This is a genomic window from Bacillus sp. FSL K6-1338 (genome assembly GCF_038006965.1).
GTDB classification, from domain to species: domain Bacteria; phylum Bacillota; class Bacilli; order Bacillales; family Bacillaceae_G; genus Bacillus_A; species Bacillus_A thuringiensis_S.
Map to the genome: position 1 here is coordinate 155,001 of NZ_JBBOWI010000001.1, position 15,288 is coordinate 170,288.

The window sequence follows — 15,288 nt, forward strand, 5'->3', positions numbered from 1 at the left end:
GGGGATAACAGGCTTATCTCCCCCAAGAGTCCACATCGACGGGGAGGTTTGGCACCTCGATGTCGGCTCATCGCATCCTGGGGCTGTAGTCGGTCCCAAGGGTTGGGCTGTTCGCCCATTAAAGCGGTACGCGAGCTGGGTTCAGAACGTCGTGAGACAGTTCGGTCCCTATCCGTCGTGGGCGTAGGAAATTTGAGAGGAGCTGTCCTTAGTACGAGAGGACCGGGATGGACGCACCGCTGGTGTACCAGTTGTTCTGCCAAGGGCATAGCTGGGTAGCTATGTGCGGAAGGGATAAGTGCTGAAAGCATCTAAGCATGAAGCCCCCCTCAAGATGAGATTTCCCATAGCGTAAGCTAGTAAGATCCCTGAAAGATGATCAGGTTGATAGGTTCGAGGTGGAAGCATGGTGACATGTGGAGCTGACGAATACTAATAGATCGAGGACTTAACCATATAATATGTAGCAATGTTATCTAGTTTTGAAGGAATATATATTTAAAATTCCTTTTGACATTCTGAAAAGAATGTGTATAATGATAAAAGTCTGGTAATGATGGCAGAGAGGTCACACCCGTTCCCATACCGAACACGGAAGTTAAGCTCTCTAGCGCCGATGGTAGTTGGGACCTTGTCCCTGTGAGAGTAGGACGTTGCCAGGCTTGTATTGTTCCGCAGTAGCTCAGCGGTAGAGCTATCGGCTGTTAACCGATCGGTCGTAGGTTCGATTCCTACCTGCGGAGCCATTATGCTTCCATAGCTCAGCTGGTAGAGTACTTCCATGGTAAGGAAGAGGTCACCGGTTCAAGCCCGGTTGGAAGCTTGGAAAAGTTTTTAAATTTTTGGCCCGTTGGTCAAGTGGTTAAGACACCGCCCTTTCACGGCGGTAACACGGGTTCGAATCCCGTACGGGTCACCACTTTTGGAGGATTAGCTCAGCTGGGAGAGCACCTGCCTTACAAGCAGGGGGTCGGCGGTTCGATCCCGTCATCCTCCACCATATATGTTTAAATGTCGGAGGGGTAGCGAAGTGGCTAAACGCGGCGGACTGTAAATCCGCTCCTTCGGGTTCGGCAGTTCGAATCTGCCCCCCTCCACCATTTTCTTTAAAATAACCTGAAAGGGTTTATTTTTTTGAGAAGATAACCATACTAGTAAATATTAATGGGCTATAGCCAAGCGGTAAGGCAACGGACTTTGACTCCGTCATGCGCTGGTTCGAATCCAGCTAGCCCAGCCATTTACGAGCCATTAGCTCAGTTGGTAGAGCATCTGACTTTTAATCAGAGGGTCGAAGGTTCGAATCCTTCATGGCTCACCATTTTCGCGGAAGTAGTTCAGTGGTAGAATACAACCTTGCCAAGGTTGGGGTCGCGGGTTCGAATCCCGTCTTCCGCTTTATTACTAAGGGGCCTTAGCTCAGCTGGGAGAGCGCCTGCCTTGCACGCAGGAGGTCAGCGGTTCGATCCCGCTAGGCTCCATCTAAATAGAAAAAGCTTACATCATACGATGTAAGCTTTTTTGTGTTTAAAAAGACAACTTTTATATTTATCGTTTAAAATGAAGAAAACGTAAAAATAAGGGATGGGGGGATAATTGTGAAAGTTGTTATTGCATCTGATTCATATAAAGAAAGCCTAAAAGCTATAGAAGTATGTGGAGCTATTGAAAGAGGTTTTAGAGCGATTTTTCCTAATGCAGAGTATGTGAAAATACCAATTGGAGATGGAGGAGAAGGGACGGTTGAATCACTTGTTGATGCTACAGGGGGGAGAATTATATCAATTAGTGTGACAGGACCGCTTAGAGAAGGTGTACAAGCTTTTTATGGCATTTCTAAAGATAAAAAGACAGCGTTTATTGAAATGGCAGCAGCATCAGGATTACAGCACGTTCCAGTTGAAAAGCGCAACCCACTTATTACAACGACAAAAGGAACAGGAGAACTTATATTACATGCGCTAGATCAAGGAGTGGGGTACATAATTTTAGGACTTGGAGGAAGTGCTACAAATGATGGTGGGGCAGGTATGTTAGCAGCTTTAGGAGTAAGATTTATAAATGACAAGGGTGAAGTAATAGATCCATCTGGAGGCGCATTACATTCAATTGATGCTATTGATTTTTCACAACTGGACCCACGCTTAAAGGGAGTAAAGATAGAAGCGGCCTGTGATGTGGATAATCCATTAGTCGGAATGCAGGGGGCATCTTTCGTATTTGGGAGACAAAAGGGTGCGAATGTAGAGATGATGAAAGAGCTAGATGAGAATTTAAAACATTACGCGAATATCCTTAAACGATATGTATCTTTTGATGTATCTGAAATACCTGGTGCAGGGGCAGCAGGAGGAATGGGAGCGGCTGTTATTTCAGTGTTAAAGGGAGACTTGCGAAGGGGCATTGAAATTGTATTGAATTATACAAATTTCGATAAACATATAGAAGATGCAGATCTCATTATAACTGGTAAAGGTAGAATAGATGAACAAACTGCATATGGGAAGGCTCCTGTTGGTGTTGCGGGGCGTGCGAAACGTTTTTCTGTGCCTGTAATTGCTATTGGAGGGTCTGTATCATCTGATTATCCAGCTGTTTACGAGAAAGGAATAGATGCGGTATTTAGTATTACAACAAGACCGATGACACTAGAAGAAGCATATAGAGTAGCAGAAGAAAATATTGAAATGACAACGAAGAATATTGCAGCAGTATGGAAAATAGCGTCAGAAAAACACTTCTAAATGTAGGAGTGTTTTATTATTATTATTTGATAATAGTGATTGCGATTGTTTCATTAAGTTAACTTTATACATAGAATAGTCTTGAAATTTGATTTTCAACGTGAATATAAGTGAATAAATTGTATATCCATACAAAAAAATGTCGAGTTGAGTCAGACTATATAAAAGATTTAAAATATTTAGTGAAGGCATAAAAGGGGGATACTATCTATGAAAAAAGAAATTTCAGTTATTGGAGTTCCAATGGATTTAGGACAGATGCGTCGTGGAGTTGATATGGGACCGAGCGCGATCCGTTATGCAGGGGTAATTGAAAGAATTGAAGAAATTGGATATGACGTTAAAGATATGGGAGATATATGTATAGAGAGAGAAAAAGAGGTAGATGAAAATACAAAATTAAGAAACCTTACACAAGTTGCAACTGTATGTAATGAATTAGCAAGTAAGGTGGATCATATTATAGAAGAAGGTCGTTTTCCACTTGTATTAGGTGGTGACCATAGTATTGCTATCGGTACATTAGCTGGTGTAGCCAAACATTATAAAAACTTAGGTGTTATTTGGTATGATGCACACGGTGATTTAAATACAGAGGAAACTTCACCATCTGGAAATATTCACGGTATGTCACTTGCAGCAAGTTTAGGTTATGGACATTCTTCACTTGTAGATTTATACGGAGCATATCCAAAGGTGAAAAAAGAGAATGTTGTAATTATCGGTGCGCGTGCATTAGATGAAGGAGAAAAAGACTTCATTCGCAATGAAGGTATTAAAGTGTTCTCGATGCATGAAATTGATCGTATGGGGATGACGGCTGTTATGGAAGAAACAATCGCATATTTATCTCATACTGATGGTGTACACTTATCATTAGATTTAGATGGTCTTGATCCTCATGATGCACCAGGTGTTGGAACGCCTGTAATTGGTGGTCTATCTTATCGTGAAAGCCACTTGGCGATGGAAATGTTAGCGGAAGCTGATATTATCACATCTGCTGAATTTGTTGAGGTAAATACGATTTTAGATGAGAGAAATAGAACGGCAACAACAGCAGTTGCTTTAATGGGTTCTTTATTCGGTGAAAAACTAAAATAAATGTAAGAAAAGCAACTGAGAAGTTGCTTTTTTTATTTGAAAATAGGCGTATAATAATGATTTATATTATACTGTAAGATAAAAATGTTTGACATCTTACCAATTTGAGCTAAAGGGGGTTGTTTGTAATTGTCGTTTGTTTCATGTATGGTATAATTAACTAGTTGTTGGAAATACATACAGATAGAGCATAAAACAATATTTCAATATATGGATAGAATTGCTCGTAAGTAGGAGGAAGGGATAGCATGCCTTTTGAAGATACGACCATTTTGAAATATCTTAGTACGGCATTAGATATTGCCATTGTATGGTTTATTATATATAAGCTGATTCTCATAATCCGAGGGACGAAAGCTGTTCAACTTTTAAAAGGGATTACAGTTATCATTGTCGTTAAGATGATTAGTATTTTCCTTGAATTGCATACGTTATCTTGGCTAACTGAACAAGTATTAACATGGGGATTTTTAGCCGTTATTATTATCTTTCAGCCAGAATTGCGAAGAGCACTTGAGCAGCTAGGGCGCGGGAGTTTATTTTCGCGTGGTGGACCGCATGAGGATGATGAACCTGAAATGGTTGCAACAGCGATAGCAAAAGCAACCGAATATATGGGGAAACGTAGAATTGGTGCATTAATTACTTTGTCAAAAGAGACCGGTATGGGTGATTATGTGGAAACGGGTATTCCGCTGAATGCAAACGTATCATCGGAATTACTTATTAATATTTTCATTCCAAATACACCTCTTCATGACGGAGCGGTAATTATGCAAGGAAGTACAATTAAAGCAGCAGCATGCTATCTTCCATTATCAGAAAGTCCGTTTATTTCTAAAGAATTAGGAACTAGACATCGTGCTGCAATGGGAGTTAGTGAAGTTACTGATAGTATTACAGTAGTTGTGTCTGAAGAAACTGGTCAAATTTCTTTAACGAAAAATGGTAAGTTGCATCGTGATTTGAAGACAGAACAGCTGAAGGATATGTTATTAGCTGAATTTAGTGGGAACGAAAAAACGACTTCTTCGTCTTTATGGAATTGGAGGAGAAAGCGTCATGGATAAGTTAATGGAGAATCATTGGTTTTTAAAAGGGATCTCATTACTATTGGCGTGTATGCTTTTTATGTCAGCGACGTTAACTGAAAAAAATACGACATCAGGTATATTACCTTTTGCAAATGATACGAAAGAAACATTAACTAATTATGCGATTAACCTTAAGTATGATGAGGAGAAATATATTGTAAGTGGTATTCCAGCAGAGGGCGTTAAGGTGAAGTTAGAAGGCCCAAAAGCATCAGTTGCTACAGTAAAAGCAAAAAAACAATTTGACATACCAATTGATTTGCGAGATAGTCCAAAAGGAACTTATGAGATTTCTTTAAAAACGAACGGGCTTCCAGATGATGTGAAAGGAACAGTTCAGCCATCAACAATTAAAGTTACTCTTCATGAAAAGGCGAGAAAATATGTTCATGTAGATTTGAAATTATCAAATGAGGATCAGATGCCAGCGGGGGCTACTCTCGAAAAATCAAGCCTTAAACCGGATACTGTTGAGGTAGTTGGGACGAAAGAAGAAATTGAAAGCATTTCATCTGCCAAAGCGTATGTTGATTTAAAAGGTGTTAATAAAACTGTTACAAAAACGCCCGAAGTTACATTATACAATAAAGAAGGAAAACGTTTAAATGTAAGAACAAGTCCATCTAAGATTAGTGTAACGTTGAATGTGGCAACGCAAACTACAGCCAATAATACTGAAAAAACTGTTCCTGTAACGTATACGAAGAAGGGGAGTTTAGCAGAAGGGTTGGCAGTTACAAATATCAGTGTCGAGCCGAGAGAAGTAACGATAGCTGGTCCAAAAGATATTTTGGATAATATACAATCGCTAGAGGGGGTCGAAGTAGATTTTAGTCAATTGACAGAGTCTACAACATTCGATGCCTCTGTTTTATTACCCAAGGGTGTAACAAGTGCAAAACCGAATCAAGTGAAGGTTTCGGTGGGAGTACAAAAAACAAAACAAACGAAAACAAAAACGATTGATGGTATCCCAATCCAAAAAAATGGACTTTCTAAAGATGTTACGGCTCAGCTAATTTCGCCGCAAGATGAAAAGATAAGTGTTGATATTTCAGGAGAAGCAAGTATAGTAGATAAAATAACAGCTGCTCAAATAACAGCGGTAATTAATCTGCAAAATGTATCTTCAGGGACGAAAGATATTTCTATTCAAGTGAGTGGTCCTGGTAATATTTCAATAGAGCCAAAACAAAAAAGTGCTAAAGTTACTATTGTAAAGAAAGAAAAACCAGATAAAGAAGTACAGGGTAACGGTCAACAACCGGATTCAAACACCAATCAAGAAAATCAAAATGAGAAGCCAAAAAATCCTGAACCCGATCCAGAAAAGGAAACGGAACAGGAAAATAATCAAAACCAAAATCAAGATAAAGATAAAGAAACTAGTCAAGAACCAACAGTAGATAACCATAATCAAAAAGAGCAAGAAAAAGGAGCGAATCATAATGGGTAAATATTTTGGTACAGATGGAGTACGCGGAGTTGCAAATAAGGAGTTAACACCTGAATTAGCTTTCAAAATTGGGCGTTTTGGTGGTTATGTATTAACAAAAGATACAGATCGTCCAAAAGTAATTATCGGTCGTGATACACGTGTATCTGGCCATATGTTAGAAGGAGCTTTAGTAGCAGGTCTATTATCAACTGGAGCAGAAGTAATGCGCCTTGGCGTTATTTCTACACCGGGTGTTGCTTATTTAACAAAAGCACTAGACGCACAAGCGGGTGTTATGATTTCTGCATCTCATAATCCAGTACAAGATAACGGTATTAAATTCTTTGGTTCAGACGGCTTTAAATTAACAGATGAGCAAGAAGCTGAAATTGAAGCTTTATTAGACAAAGAAGTTGATGAACTACCACGTCCAACAGGTACTAACCTTGGACAAGTGAGCGATTACTTTGAAGGTGGACAAAAATATTTACAATACATTAAACAAACTGTTGAAGAAGACTTCTCTGGCCTACATATCGCTTTAGATTGTGCACATGGTGCCACATCTTCTTTAGCTCCATACTTATTTGCAGATTTAGAAGCTGATATTTCAACAATGGGGACTTCACCGAACGGTATGAATATTAACGAAGGTGTAGGATCTACACATCCAGAAGTATTGGCTGAATTAGTAAAAGAAAAAGGTGCTGACATCGGACTTGCTTTTGATGGCGATGGCGACCGTTTAATTGCTGTAGACGAAAAAGGAAACATCGTTGACGGTGATCAAATTATGTTTATTTGTGCGAAATACATGAAAGAAACTGGTCAATTAAAACATAATACAGTTGTTTCAACTGTTATGAGTAATTTAGGTTTCTACAAAGCACTTGAAGCAAACAATATTACAAGCGATAAAACAGCAGTTGGTGACCGCTACGTAATGGAAGAGATGAAACGCGGTGGTTACAACTTAGGTGGAGAACAATCAGGCCATATTATCTTACTTGATTACATTACAACTGGTGACGGAATGTTAAGTGCACTTCAACTTGTAAACATCATGAAAATGACGAAAAAACCATTATCTGAGCTTGCAGGAGAAATGACGAAATTCCCACAATTGCTAGTAAACGTTCGTGTAACAGATAAAAAATTAGCATTAGAAAATGAAAAAATTAAAGAAATTATTCGTGTTGTAGAGGAAGAAATGAACGGTGATGGCCGTATTCTTGTTCGTCCATCTGGAACAGAGCCACTTATTCGTGTAATGGCAGAAGCACCAACACAAGAAGTTTGTGATGCATTTGTACATCGCATTGTAGAAGTTGTGAAAGCTGAAGTTGGCGCTGAATAATTAGCTGAATTTATATGAAAAAGGAGCACAATAAGTGCTCCTTTTTCATATGTTTTATAGACGATGAAAAAAATTTCATTGACGGTTTATCCATGTTTGTTATAAGATGGTCTTGTTCTTTTTCTCAAAGGAAATATTGTAAATTATAAAAGCGCCAGAACTACAAATAGTGTAGTTGACGAGGTGGGGTTTATCGAGATTTCGGCGGATGACTCCCGGTTGTTCATCACAACCGCAAACTTTTACTTAAATCATTAAGGTGACTTAGTGGACAAAGGTGAAAGTGTGATGAGAGAAGAGGAACGGATGAAAACTAGCTGTATAAGTATATACGGACTTAAACCCAATCGAGAGGAAGGTGAAAGCCGTTACAAGCTTACAGGGCTAGCAATATGTAATCCGTTTTTTAGTATAAATAAAAATGGTATCGGACTATGTCGTTACATGTTCGCAGAGCAGTGTAAGCATTTGTAACGGCGACTAAACATGTGTGGAATCGTAGGATTTATTGGAGAGCAAGATGCAAAGGAAATTTTATTAAAAGGTTTAGAAAAGCTAGAATATCGTGGATATGATTCAGCAGGTATTGCAGTACAAGCAGAGAACGGTGTTGTTGTATACAAAGAAAAAGGCCGTATCGCAAAACTTCGTGAAATCGTAGATGAGAACGTAGCAGCAAGCGTAGGTATCGGACATACACGCTGGGCTACACACGGTGTTCCAAGTAAAGTAAACGCGCATCCGCATCAAAGTACATCAAAACGCTTTACACTAGTTCATAACGGTGTAATTGAAAACTATGAATTAGTGAAAAAGGAATATTTACAAGATGTAACGTTCGTAAGTGAAACAGATACAGAGATTATCGTACAGCTTATGGAACAACAAGTGAGCACAGGATTAAGTGTAGAAGAAGCGTTCCGTAATACGCTATCTCTTTTACATGGCTCTTATGCAATCGGATTACTTGATGCTGAAAATCCAAACATGATTTATGTTGCTAAAAACAAAAGCCCGCTATTAGTAGGTGTTGGTGACAACTTTAATGTTGTGGCAAGCGACGCTATGGCGATGTTACAAGTTACAGATCAATTTATTGAGTTAATGGATAAAGAAATCGTAATCGTAACGAAAGAAAGTATTACAATTAAAAACTTACAAGGTGAAACGATTGAACGTGCACCTTTTACAGCGGAGTTAGACGCAAGTGATATTGAAAAGGGAACATATCCTCACTTCATGCTTAAAGAAATCGATGAGCAACCACTTGTAATCCGTAATATAATTCAAAAGTATCAAGATGAAAATGGCGAAATTGAATTAAATCAAGACATCCGCAATGCGATTTTAGATAGCGATCGTATTTACATCATTGCATGTGGAACGAGTTATCATGCAGGTCTTGTTGGAAAACAATTTATCGAGAAGTTTGCAAACATGCCAGTTGAAGTACATGTAGCAAGTGAATTCTCTTACAACATGCCATTATTAACAGAAAGACCATTCTTCATTTACATTTCACAAAGTGGTGAAACAGCTGATAGCCGTGCAGTACTTGTACAAACAAATGAAATGGGTCATAAAGCATTAACAATTACAAACGTGCCTGGTTCTACTCTTTCTCGTGAAGCTGATTATACACTTCCATTATACGCTGGACCAGAAATTGCAGTTGCATCAACGAAAGCTTACACAGCACAGCTTGCAGTACTTTCAATTTTAGCAGCTGATATTGCTAAAGCAAAAGGTGAAGTTCTTGATTTCGATTTAACACACGAACTAGGACTTGTAGCAAATGCAATGATAGAACTTTGTGATCAAAAAGAAGAAATGGACGCATTAGCAAAACAATTTTTAGCAACAACGCGTAACTGTTTCTTCATCGGACGTAGCGTAGACTTCTACGTAGGATTAGAAGGTGCGTTAAAACTAAAAGAAATCTCTTACATCCAAGCAGAAGGATTCGCTGGAGGAGAGTTAAAACACGGTACAATCGCTTTAATCGAAAATGGTACACCAGTTATCGCACTTGCTACACAAGAGCACGTAAACCTTGGAATTCGTGGTAACGTGAAAGAAGTAGTAGCACGCGGTGCTAACCCATGTATCATCTCAATGAAAGGCTTAGAAATGGAAGGTGACAGCTTCGTATTACCAGCTGTCCACGAAGCACTAGCACCGCTAGTAGCAGTTATTCCATTACAACTTATCTCATACTACGCAGCACTTCACCGCGAGTGTGACGTTGATAAGCCACGTAACTTAGCTAAATCTGTTACTGTTGAGTAGGAGATTGGTAGGTTAATAAATATAGTTATAGCTTTAAAATAAATTTACAAATTTGCACCCCTTTAGATATTTTATCTAAAGGGGTGTTTTTGTGCCGAAAAAGAACATCTAGAATTGGTAAGTGGATAGAACCCTATAGATTAATGTTTTACTTTTATTTATCTGAATTTTCCGTTGTTATTTTAAGTATCTGTGAAAAATCTCCTTTATTACGACAAAAAGAGACGAGAGATTTATGGAAATTTCAAGGGGGGATATTGATGAAAGTGAATAAAAAAACATATCTAAGTATAGAAGAGATTATTTCATTACCAACCTTATCAAGTACAAACATAAGTGATGATGGTAAAAACGTAGCGTTTGTTAAGAAGACGGCTAACTGGAAAGACAATACATATAGGAATCATGTATGGATATATGGAAAAGAAAAGGGACAGAGTTGTTTATTGATAAATGGAGATATAGAAAGTACATGCCCATTATGGTCTCCAAATTCTAGGGATATAGCATATCTTAGCCCCGTTGGTAATGGGAAAAATCAGATCTTTGTTAAGTCACTAGATGGTTATGAAGGGGTTCAAATTACTGATGAGAAAGAAGGAGTCAGTACATTCAAATGGGGTCCTACTGGCAAGGGTCTTTATTATGTTACGCAGTCAAAAGAATGTGTGGAGATAAAGAAGCGTAGGGATCTATATGGAGAGTTTCAACATATAGGTAAGGAACACCAGAATAATTGTTTATATTACATTGAAATAGAAAAGGTGATACAAAGTGATACATATGAACACGAGAAAAGAGTTGTTTATCAATTAACTGATGGTAAGGATTTTCATATCCATGAATTTGATATTTCAAATGATGGGAAGAAGATTGTGTTTATGGCGACACCAAGCTCAAATATGGCGGATTATATAAATGGAGATTTATACATACTCCATACTAAAGCTGGAGAGCTACAAAAGCTGAATGTGGATAAGTTGTTGGGCGGTAGCGTCTGCTTTTCTCCTGAAGGCAGTAAAATATGTTACACAGCAAGTATAAGAGAGAAGGATTACTATAGAAACCATATACAAGACAGTACGTTAGAGGTATGTGATATAAATACAGGAGAGGTAATTCAACCTGTAACAGATTTTGATAGTACTGTTATGCCATTACAGTGGACAGCTAAAGGAATTTTAATTAGATGGCAGGATAAAACGAATTATCGTATTGGATTACTAGCTGAAGATGGCACTGTAGAAGCATTAAGCGAAAAAGTAGATGGCTTTATAATGGATGCTTCTATAACAAAGGATGGAAAACATATATCCTATAATAAGGCTATAACAAATGAAACCTTTGAAATCTATTTAGACGATAAAAAAATAACGGATGAAAATAACTTTTTCAAAGGGAAACTTAAAAGTAACAGGCAAATCATCTCATGGAAAAGTAGTGATGGTCTTGAAATAGAAGGTGTTTTATCAACGCCAGTAGAGTTTGACGTAAATAAAAAATATCCTTTATTAGTAGTAATTCACGGCGGTCCGGCTTGGGCATCCTTTCCGATATTTTCAGACTGCTTCAATGAGAAATATCCGATTGAACAGTTTATCGAAAAAGGCTTTATCGTTTTAGAGCCAAACTACAGAGGAAGTTCTGGTTATGGTAATGAATTTTTAAAAGCAAACTATAGAAAACAGGGAATCGCTGACTATGATGATGTTATATCAGGGGTGGATAAACTAGTTGATCAAGGGATTGTAGATAATGATAAAGTAGGAGTTATGGGATGGAGTAACGGAGGATATATATCAGCTTTCTGTTCTACATTTAGTAGCAGGTTTAAAGCTATTTCAGTTGGAGGCGGAATCACGAACTGGAGTACTCATTATGTAAATACAGATATCCCTTATTTTATTAGAATGTATTTAGGAAATACCCCATGGAATGATCGAGAGATATATACGAAGACATCACCTATGACGTATATTAAATCAGCTTGTACGCCTACCTTAATTCAACATGGGGAAAAGGATGCAAGAATTCCAATTACAAATGCATATGATCTATATCAAGGATTAAAGGATATGGAAGTTGATACAGAATTAATTATATTTAAAGGAATGGCATATAGTCCTAATCAGCCGGGAATGAATGTAGCTATTATGAAGCAGAATTTGATGTGGTTTTCACACTATATTCTTGGAGAGAGTGTAGAGGGTTTTAGGACTTTATAATGGATGTTTGTAAAAGACATAAGGTTGAAACGCTCTTCATATTGAGATGATTTATTATAAAATATATACTTAAACTACTATCCGTACACATATCAGGGAGGATTAATATGACAGGAAATAAAAATGACTTACTAGTAGAAAAACGTGAAGAGTTATTGAAAGTATTGAAAGCTCGTTTTGAGAAAAACATGAACCGCCATGAAGGTCTTGAATGGGCTAAAGTTGAAGCGAAGCTGACTACTAATAATGAAAAATTGTGGTCACTTAATGAAATGGAAGTAACTGGCGGTGAGCCGGATGTTGTTGGTTATGATGAAGAAAAGGACGAGTATGCTTTCTATGATTGTTCAAAGGAGAGTCCTAAAGGCCGCAGGAGTCTTTGTTATGATCTTGAAGCGTTAGAATCAAGAAAAAAACATAAACCAGAAAATAACGTTATTGATGTTGCAAATGCTATGGGCATTGAACTATTAACTGAAGAACAATATCGGGAATTGCAAAAACTTGGGGATTTCGACATGAAATCATCAAGCTGGGTACAAACACCTTCAGATATTCGAGAACTCGGTGGTGCTCTATTTTGCGATTATCGCTTCGGACATGTTTTCGTGTACCACAATGGAGCAGACTCTTACTATGCTGCCAGAGGTTTTCGTGGCTCGTTAAAAGTTTAAATTAGGATAAATAAGAAAAAGAGCCTATACTCTGAACTGCACCCCAATTGTTAGACACAGTCTAACAATTGGAGGTGCAGTTTTTCTATGGCTAAATTTACAGCTGATGAAAAAATACAAATCGTTCTACGTTATTTGAACGGAAATGAAAGTTATCGAGAAATGGGTAGATCGCTCGGTATAAGTGACACAATCATTTTGAATTGGGTAAACCAATATAAACAGAATGGTCTGGAAGCTTTTCTAAAACGATGTACAAATTACACACAACAATTTAAACTAGACGTACTAAACTTTATGATTGAAAACGGTATGTCCTTATTTGAGACGGCAGCTATCTTTAATATTCCTGCCCCTTCAACGATTTCTGTTTGGAAAAAACAGCTCGAAACACAAGGAATTGATGCCCTTCAATCTAAGAAAAAGGGGCGTCCATCCATGAAAAAAGATTCAAATAAACAATTAAAACAACATTTAGCTGAAGGGTCAGTCGAAGCACTTGAAGCACGCATTAAACAGCTTGAGATGGAAAATGAGTACTTAAAAAAGTTAAATGCCTTAGTTCAAAACAAGGAAAAATCACAAAACAAGACAAAGCGCAAGTAGTCTATGAATTAAGGCATAAATATTCGGTGAAGGCACTCGTGGAGCTAGCTACTATTCCTCGAAGCACGTATTATGATTTAGTAAAGAAAATGAATCGTCCAGATGTAGATGCCGATTTGAAAGCTGAGATTAAAGCGATTTATGAGGAAAATGAAGGTCGTTATGGTTACCGTCGCATTCGTGATGAATTAACGAATCGTGGCCAGAAAGTGAACCACAAGAAGGTTCAGCGCATTATGAAAGAGCTTGGGTTAAAGTGTGTTGTGCGTATGAAGAAATATAAATCCTATAAAGGAAAAGTCGGTAGAATTGCACCTAATATTTTAGAGCGTAATTTTCATACAGATGCACCGAATCAAAAGTGGGTAACAGACATCACAGAGTTTAAATTGTTTGGAGAAAAACTGTATGTATCACCTGTATTAGATTTGTATAATGGTGAAATTATTACCTATACAATTGGTTCTAGACCGACGTATTCGCTTGTTTCAGACATGTTAGAGAAAGCATTGGAACGTTTACCTGAAACGCACCAGCTACTGATGCATTCGGATCAAGGATGGCATTATCAAATGAGACAATACGTCCGTACACTAGAATCAAGAGCTATCGTCCAGAGTATGTCTCGAAAAGGCAACTGTTACGACAACGCAGTAATAGAAAATTTCTTTGGGATTATGAAATCGGAGTTCCTCTACATAAAAGAATTTGAAAATGTAGAGCACTTTAAAATAGAATTAGAAAAATATATAGATTATTATAATACGAAACGGATTAAGGCAAAATTAAAAATGAGCCCGGTACAATACCGGACTCACTTTTATCAAGCTGCCTAATCAAATAACCGTGTCTAACTTTTAGGGGTCACTTCAACTCAGGCTCTTTTTCTTATTTATATTTTAAAAGTAAACTGTTACTACGCAGTTTTACTTAATTTATATGTTCCGTGGTTGTTTTTATGGAAAAGTTTAGGAGAGATATAGCCATCTAATCCAATACGTCCAGCGTTCTGCCCTGCAACTAAAATGAATATAGTCAAAATAAGCAGGTTTGGGTTTACACTAACAGTTCCACTTAATAAAAATGAAAGATTCATTATGATTCCGAAAAATGCAGCTGTTTTTGTTAATCCGCCTAAAATTAAACCTAGACCTACTAAAATTTCTCCCCATTGAACTAAAAAGCTAAATAGGTCTGCGTTTGGAAGGACAAAATGTTGAAGAAAATCTGCCCACCAATTTTGTACTGCAGGGTGGTCACCTGATGCTTGAGCAATAGCACCCTTTAGAAAACCACTTGCGTCAAAAGATTGTCCGAAGACTTTGCCTATCCCAGCAGCGAGCCATGTATATCCTATGTAAAGACGTAAAAGTAATAATATGAAAGTAGCACGTTTATCAGTTCTTAAAAAATTGATAATCATTGAAATCCCTCCAATATTGTATTTACAAGTTTATTATATATTCAATGTGAAAAGATTCACAATGGAGAGAATGTGAACAAGGATAGGTTGTGAGTAATTGTTTTATTTTTTGTAACATTTTATCTGTTTTGGTAAACTAAGAATAGAGATATATGTAAAGGGGACAAAGACTTAATATGTGGATGAATTTGTAATGATTAGAAATTAGATAGATGAATTTTTCTCTCATAAGTGAGGGTTTATTTAGCTATCTGTAAATCATTCAAGGACTGCATATTTGGCTTGTACATCCCTTTTGTAAGGATAGATGCCTATTTTATGTATCTGTCTTTTT

At 37.5% G+C, this 15,288-nt stretch carries 11 protein-coding genes, 9 tRNA genes and 2 rRNA genes (1 of these 22 cut by a window edge); 21 read left to right on the forward strand and 1 reads right to left on the reverse strand.

What is annotated here, in order from left to right:
* The 21 genes from NZ044_RS00885 to NZ044_RS00985 form a co-directional block, all read left to right on the forward strand.
* Positions 1-456, forward strand: a 23S ribosomal RNA gene (locus tag NZ044_RS00885) (it extends 2,466 nt beyond the left edge of the window).
* A 90-nt stretch (positions 457-546) separates the two neighbouring features.
* Positions 547-662, forward strand: a 5S ribosomal RNA gene (rrf, locus tag NZ044_RS00890).
* Between the two features lie 9 nt (positions 663-671).
* Positions 672-746 (forward strand) — tRNA-Asn (locus tag NZ044_RS00895).
* A gap of 4 nt (positions 747-750) precedes the next feature.
* Positions 751-823 (forward strand) — tRNA-Thr (locus NZ044_RS00900).
* Positions 824-844: 21 nt separating this feature from the next.
* Positions 845-919 (forward strand) — tRNA-Glu (locus tag NZ044_RS00905).
* 5 nt (positions 920-924) lie between these two features.
* Positions 925-1,000, forward strand: a tRNA-Val gene (locus NZ044_RS00910).
* A 16-nt stretch (positions 1,001-1,016) separates the two neighbouring features.
* Positions 1,017-1,100, forward strand: a tRNA-Tyr gene (locus NZ044_RS00915).
* Between the two features lie 65 nt (positions 1,101-1,165).
* A tRNA-Gln gene (locus tag NZ044_RS00920) sits at positions 1,166-1,240 on the forward strand.
* 5 nt (positions 1,241-1,245) lie between these two features.
* Positions 1,246-1,321, forward strand: a tRNA-Lys gene (locus tag NZ044_RS00925).
* Positions 1,322-1,326: 5 nt separating this feature from the next.
* Positions 1,327-1,398: transfer RNA gene (locus NZ044_RS00930), tRNA-Gly, on the forward strand.
* 10 nt (positions 1,399-1,408) lie between these two features.
* Positions 1,409-1,481 (forward strand) — tRNA-Ala (locus NZ044_RS00935).
* Positions 1,482-1,598: 117 nt separating this feature from the next.
* Positions 1,599-2,744: a glycerate kinase gene (locus tag NZ044_RS00940; RefSeq protein WP_118961902.1), complete on the forward strand. Its 1,146-nt coding sequence runs from the start codon at positions 1,599-1,601 to the stop codon at positions 2,742-2,744.
* A gap of 210 nt (positions 2,745-2,954) precedes the next feature.
* The gene (gene rocF / locus NZ044_RS00945; RefSeq protein ID WP_000711565.1) at positions 2,955-3,848 is read left to right on the forward strand and encodes an arginase; all 894 of its coding nucleotides are present in this window, start codon (positions 2,955-2,957) and stop codon (positions 3,846-3,848) included.
* Between the two features lie 248 nt (positions 3,849-4,096).
* Positions 4,097-4,918: a diadenylate cyclase CdaA gene (cdaA, locus tag NZ044_RS00950; RefSeq protein ID WP_001115692.1), complete on the forward strand. Its 822-nt coding sequence runs from the start codon at positions 4,097-4,099 to the stop codon at positions 4,916-4,918.
* Entirely contained in the window at positions 4,911-6,398 is a 1,488-nt protein-coding gene (locus tag NZ044_RS00955) for a CdaR family protein (protein ID WP_000359605.1), read from the forward strand. Before cdaA ends, NZ044_RS00955 begins: the two co-directional genes overlap by 8 nt.
* Positions 6,391-7,737, forward strand: a complete 1,347-nt coding sequence (gene glmM, locus NZ044_RS00960; RefSeq protein WP_000521478.1) for a phosphoglucosamine mutase — start codon at positions 6,391-6,393, stop codon at positions 7,735-7,737. The genes NZ044_RS00955 and glmM overlap by 8 nt, the downstream gene beginning before the upstream one ends.
* A gap of 288 nt (positions 7,738-8,025) precedes the next feature.
* A complete protein-coding gene (locus NZ044_RS00965; RefSeq protein WP_001206405.1) occupies positions 8,026-8,211 on the forward strand; it encodes a hypothetical protein in 186 nt (61 codons plus the stop codon).
* Positions 8,212-8,223: 12 nt separating this feature from the next.
* Positions 8,224-10,026: a glutamine--fructose-6-phosphate transaminase (isomerizing) gene (gene glmS, locus NZ044_RS00970; protein ID WP_000334156.1), complete on the forward strand. Its 1,803-nt coding sequence runs from the start codon at positions 8,224-8,226 to the stop codon at positions 10,024-10,026.
* Positions 10,027-10,286: 260 nt separating this feature from the next.
* Positions 10,287-12,251, forward strand: coding sequence for a S9 family peptidase (locus tag NZ044_RS00975; RefSeq protein WP_017762701.1), 1,965 nt, complete (start codon positions 10,287-10,289; stop codon positions 12,249-12,251).
* A 107-nt stretch (positions 12,252-12,358) separates the two neighbouring features.
* Entirely contained in the window at positions 12,359-12,925 is a 567-nt protein-coding gene (locus NZ044_RS00980) for a DUF4256 domain-containing protein (RefSeq protein WP_000147384.1), read from the forward strand.
* Between the two features lie 87 nt (positions 12,926-13,012).
* Positions 13,013-14,367, forward strand: a protein-coding gene (locus NZ044_RS00985; protein WP_085959122.1) for an IS3 family transposase whose coding sequence is annotated in 2 segments (ribosomal slippage) — positions 13,013-13,466 and positions 13,466-14,367 — 1,356 coding nt in all. Because the reading frame shifts where the segments join, the coding sequence is not laid out codon by codon here.
* 80 nt (positions 14,368-14,447) lie between these two features.
* Here NZ044_RS00985 and NZ044_RS00990 read toward each other — a convergent pair.
* Entirely contained in the window at positions 14,448-14,954 is a 507-nt protein-coding gene (locus NZ044_RS00990; protein WP_000586147.1) for a DoxX family membrane protein, read from the reverse strand.
* Between the last annotated feature and the right edge of the window lie 334 nt (positions 14,955-15,288).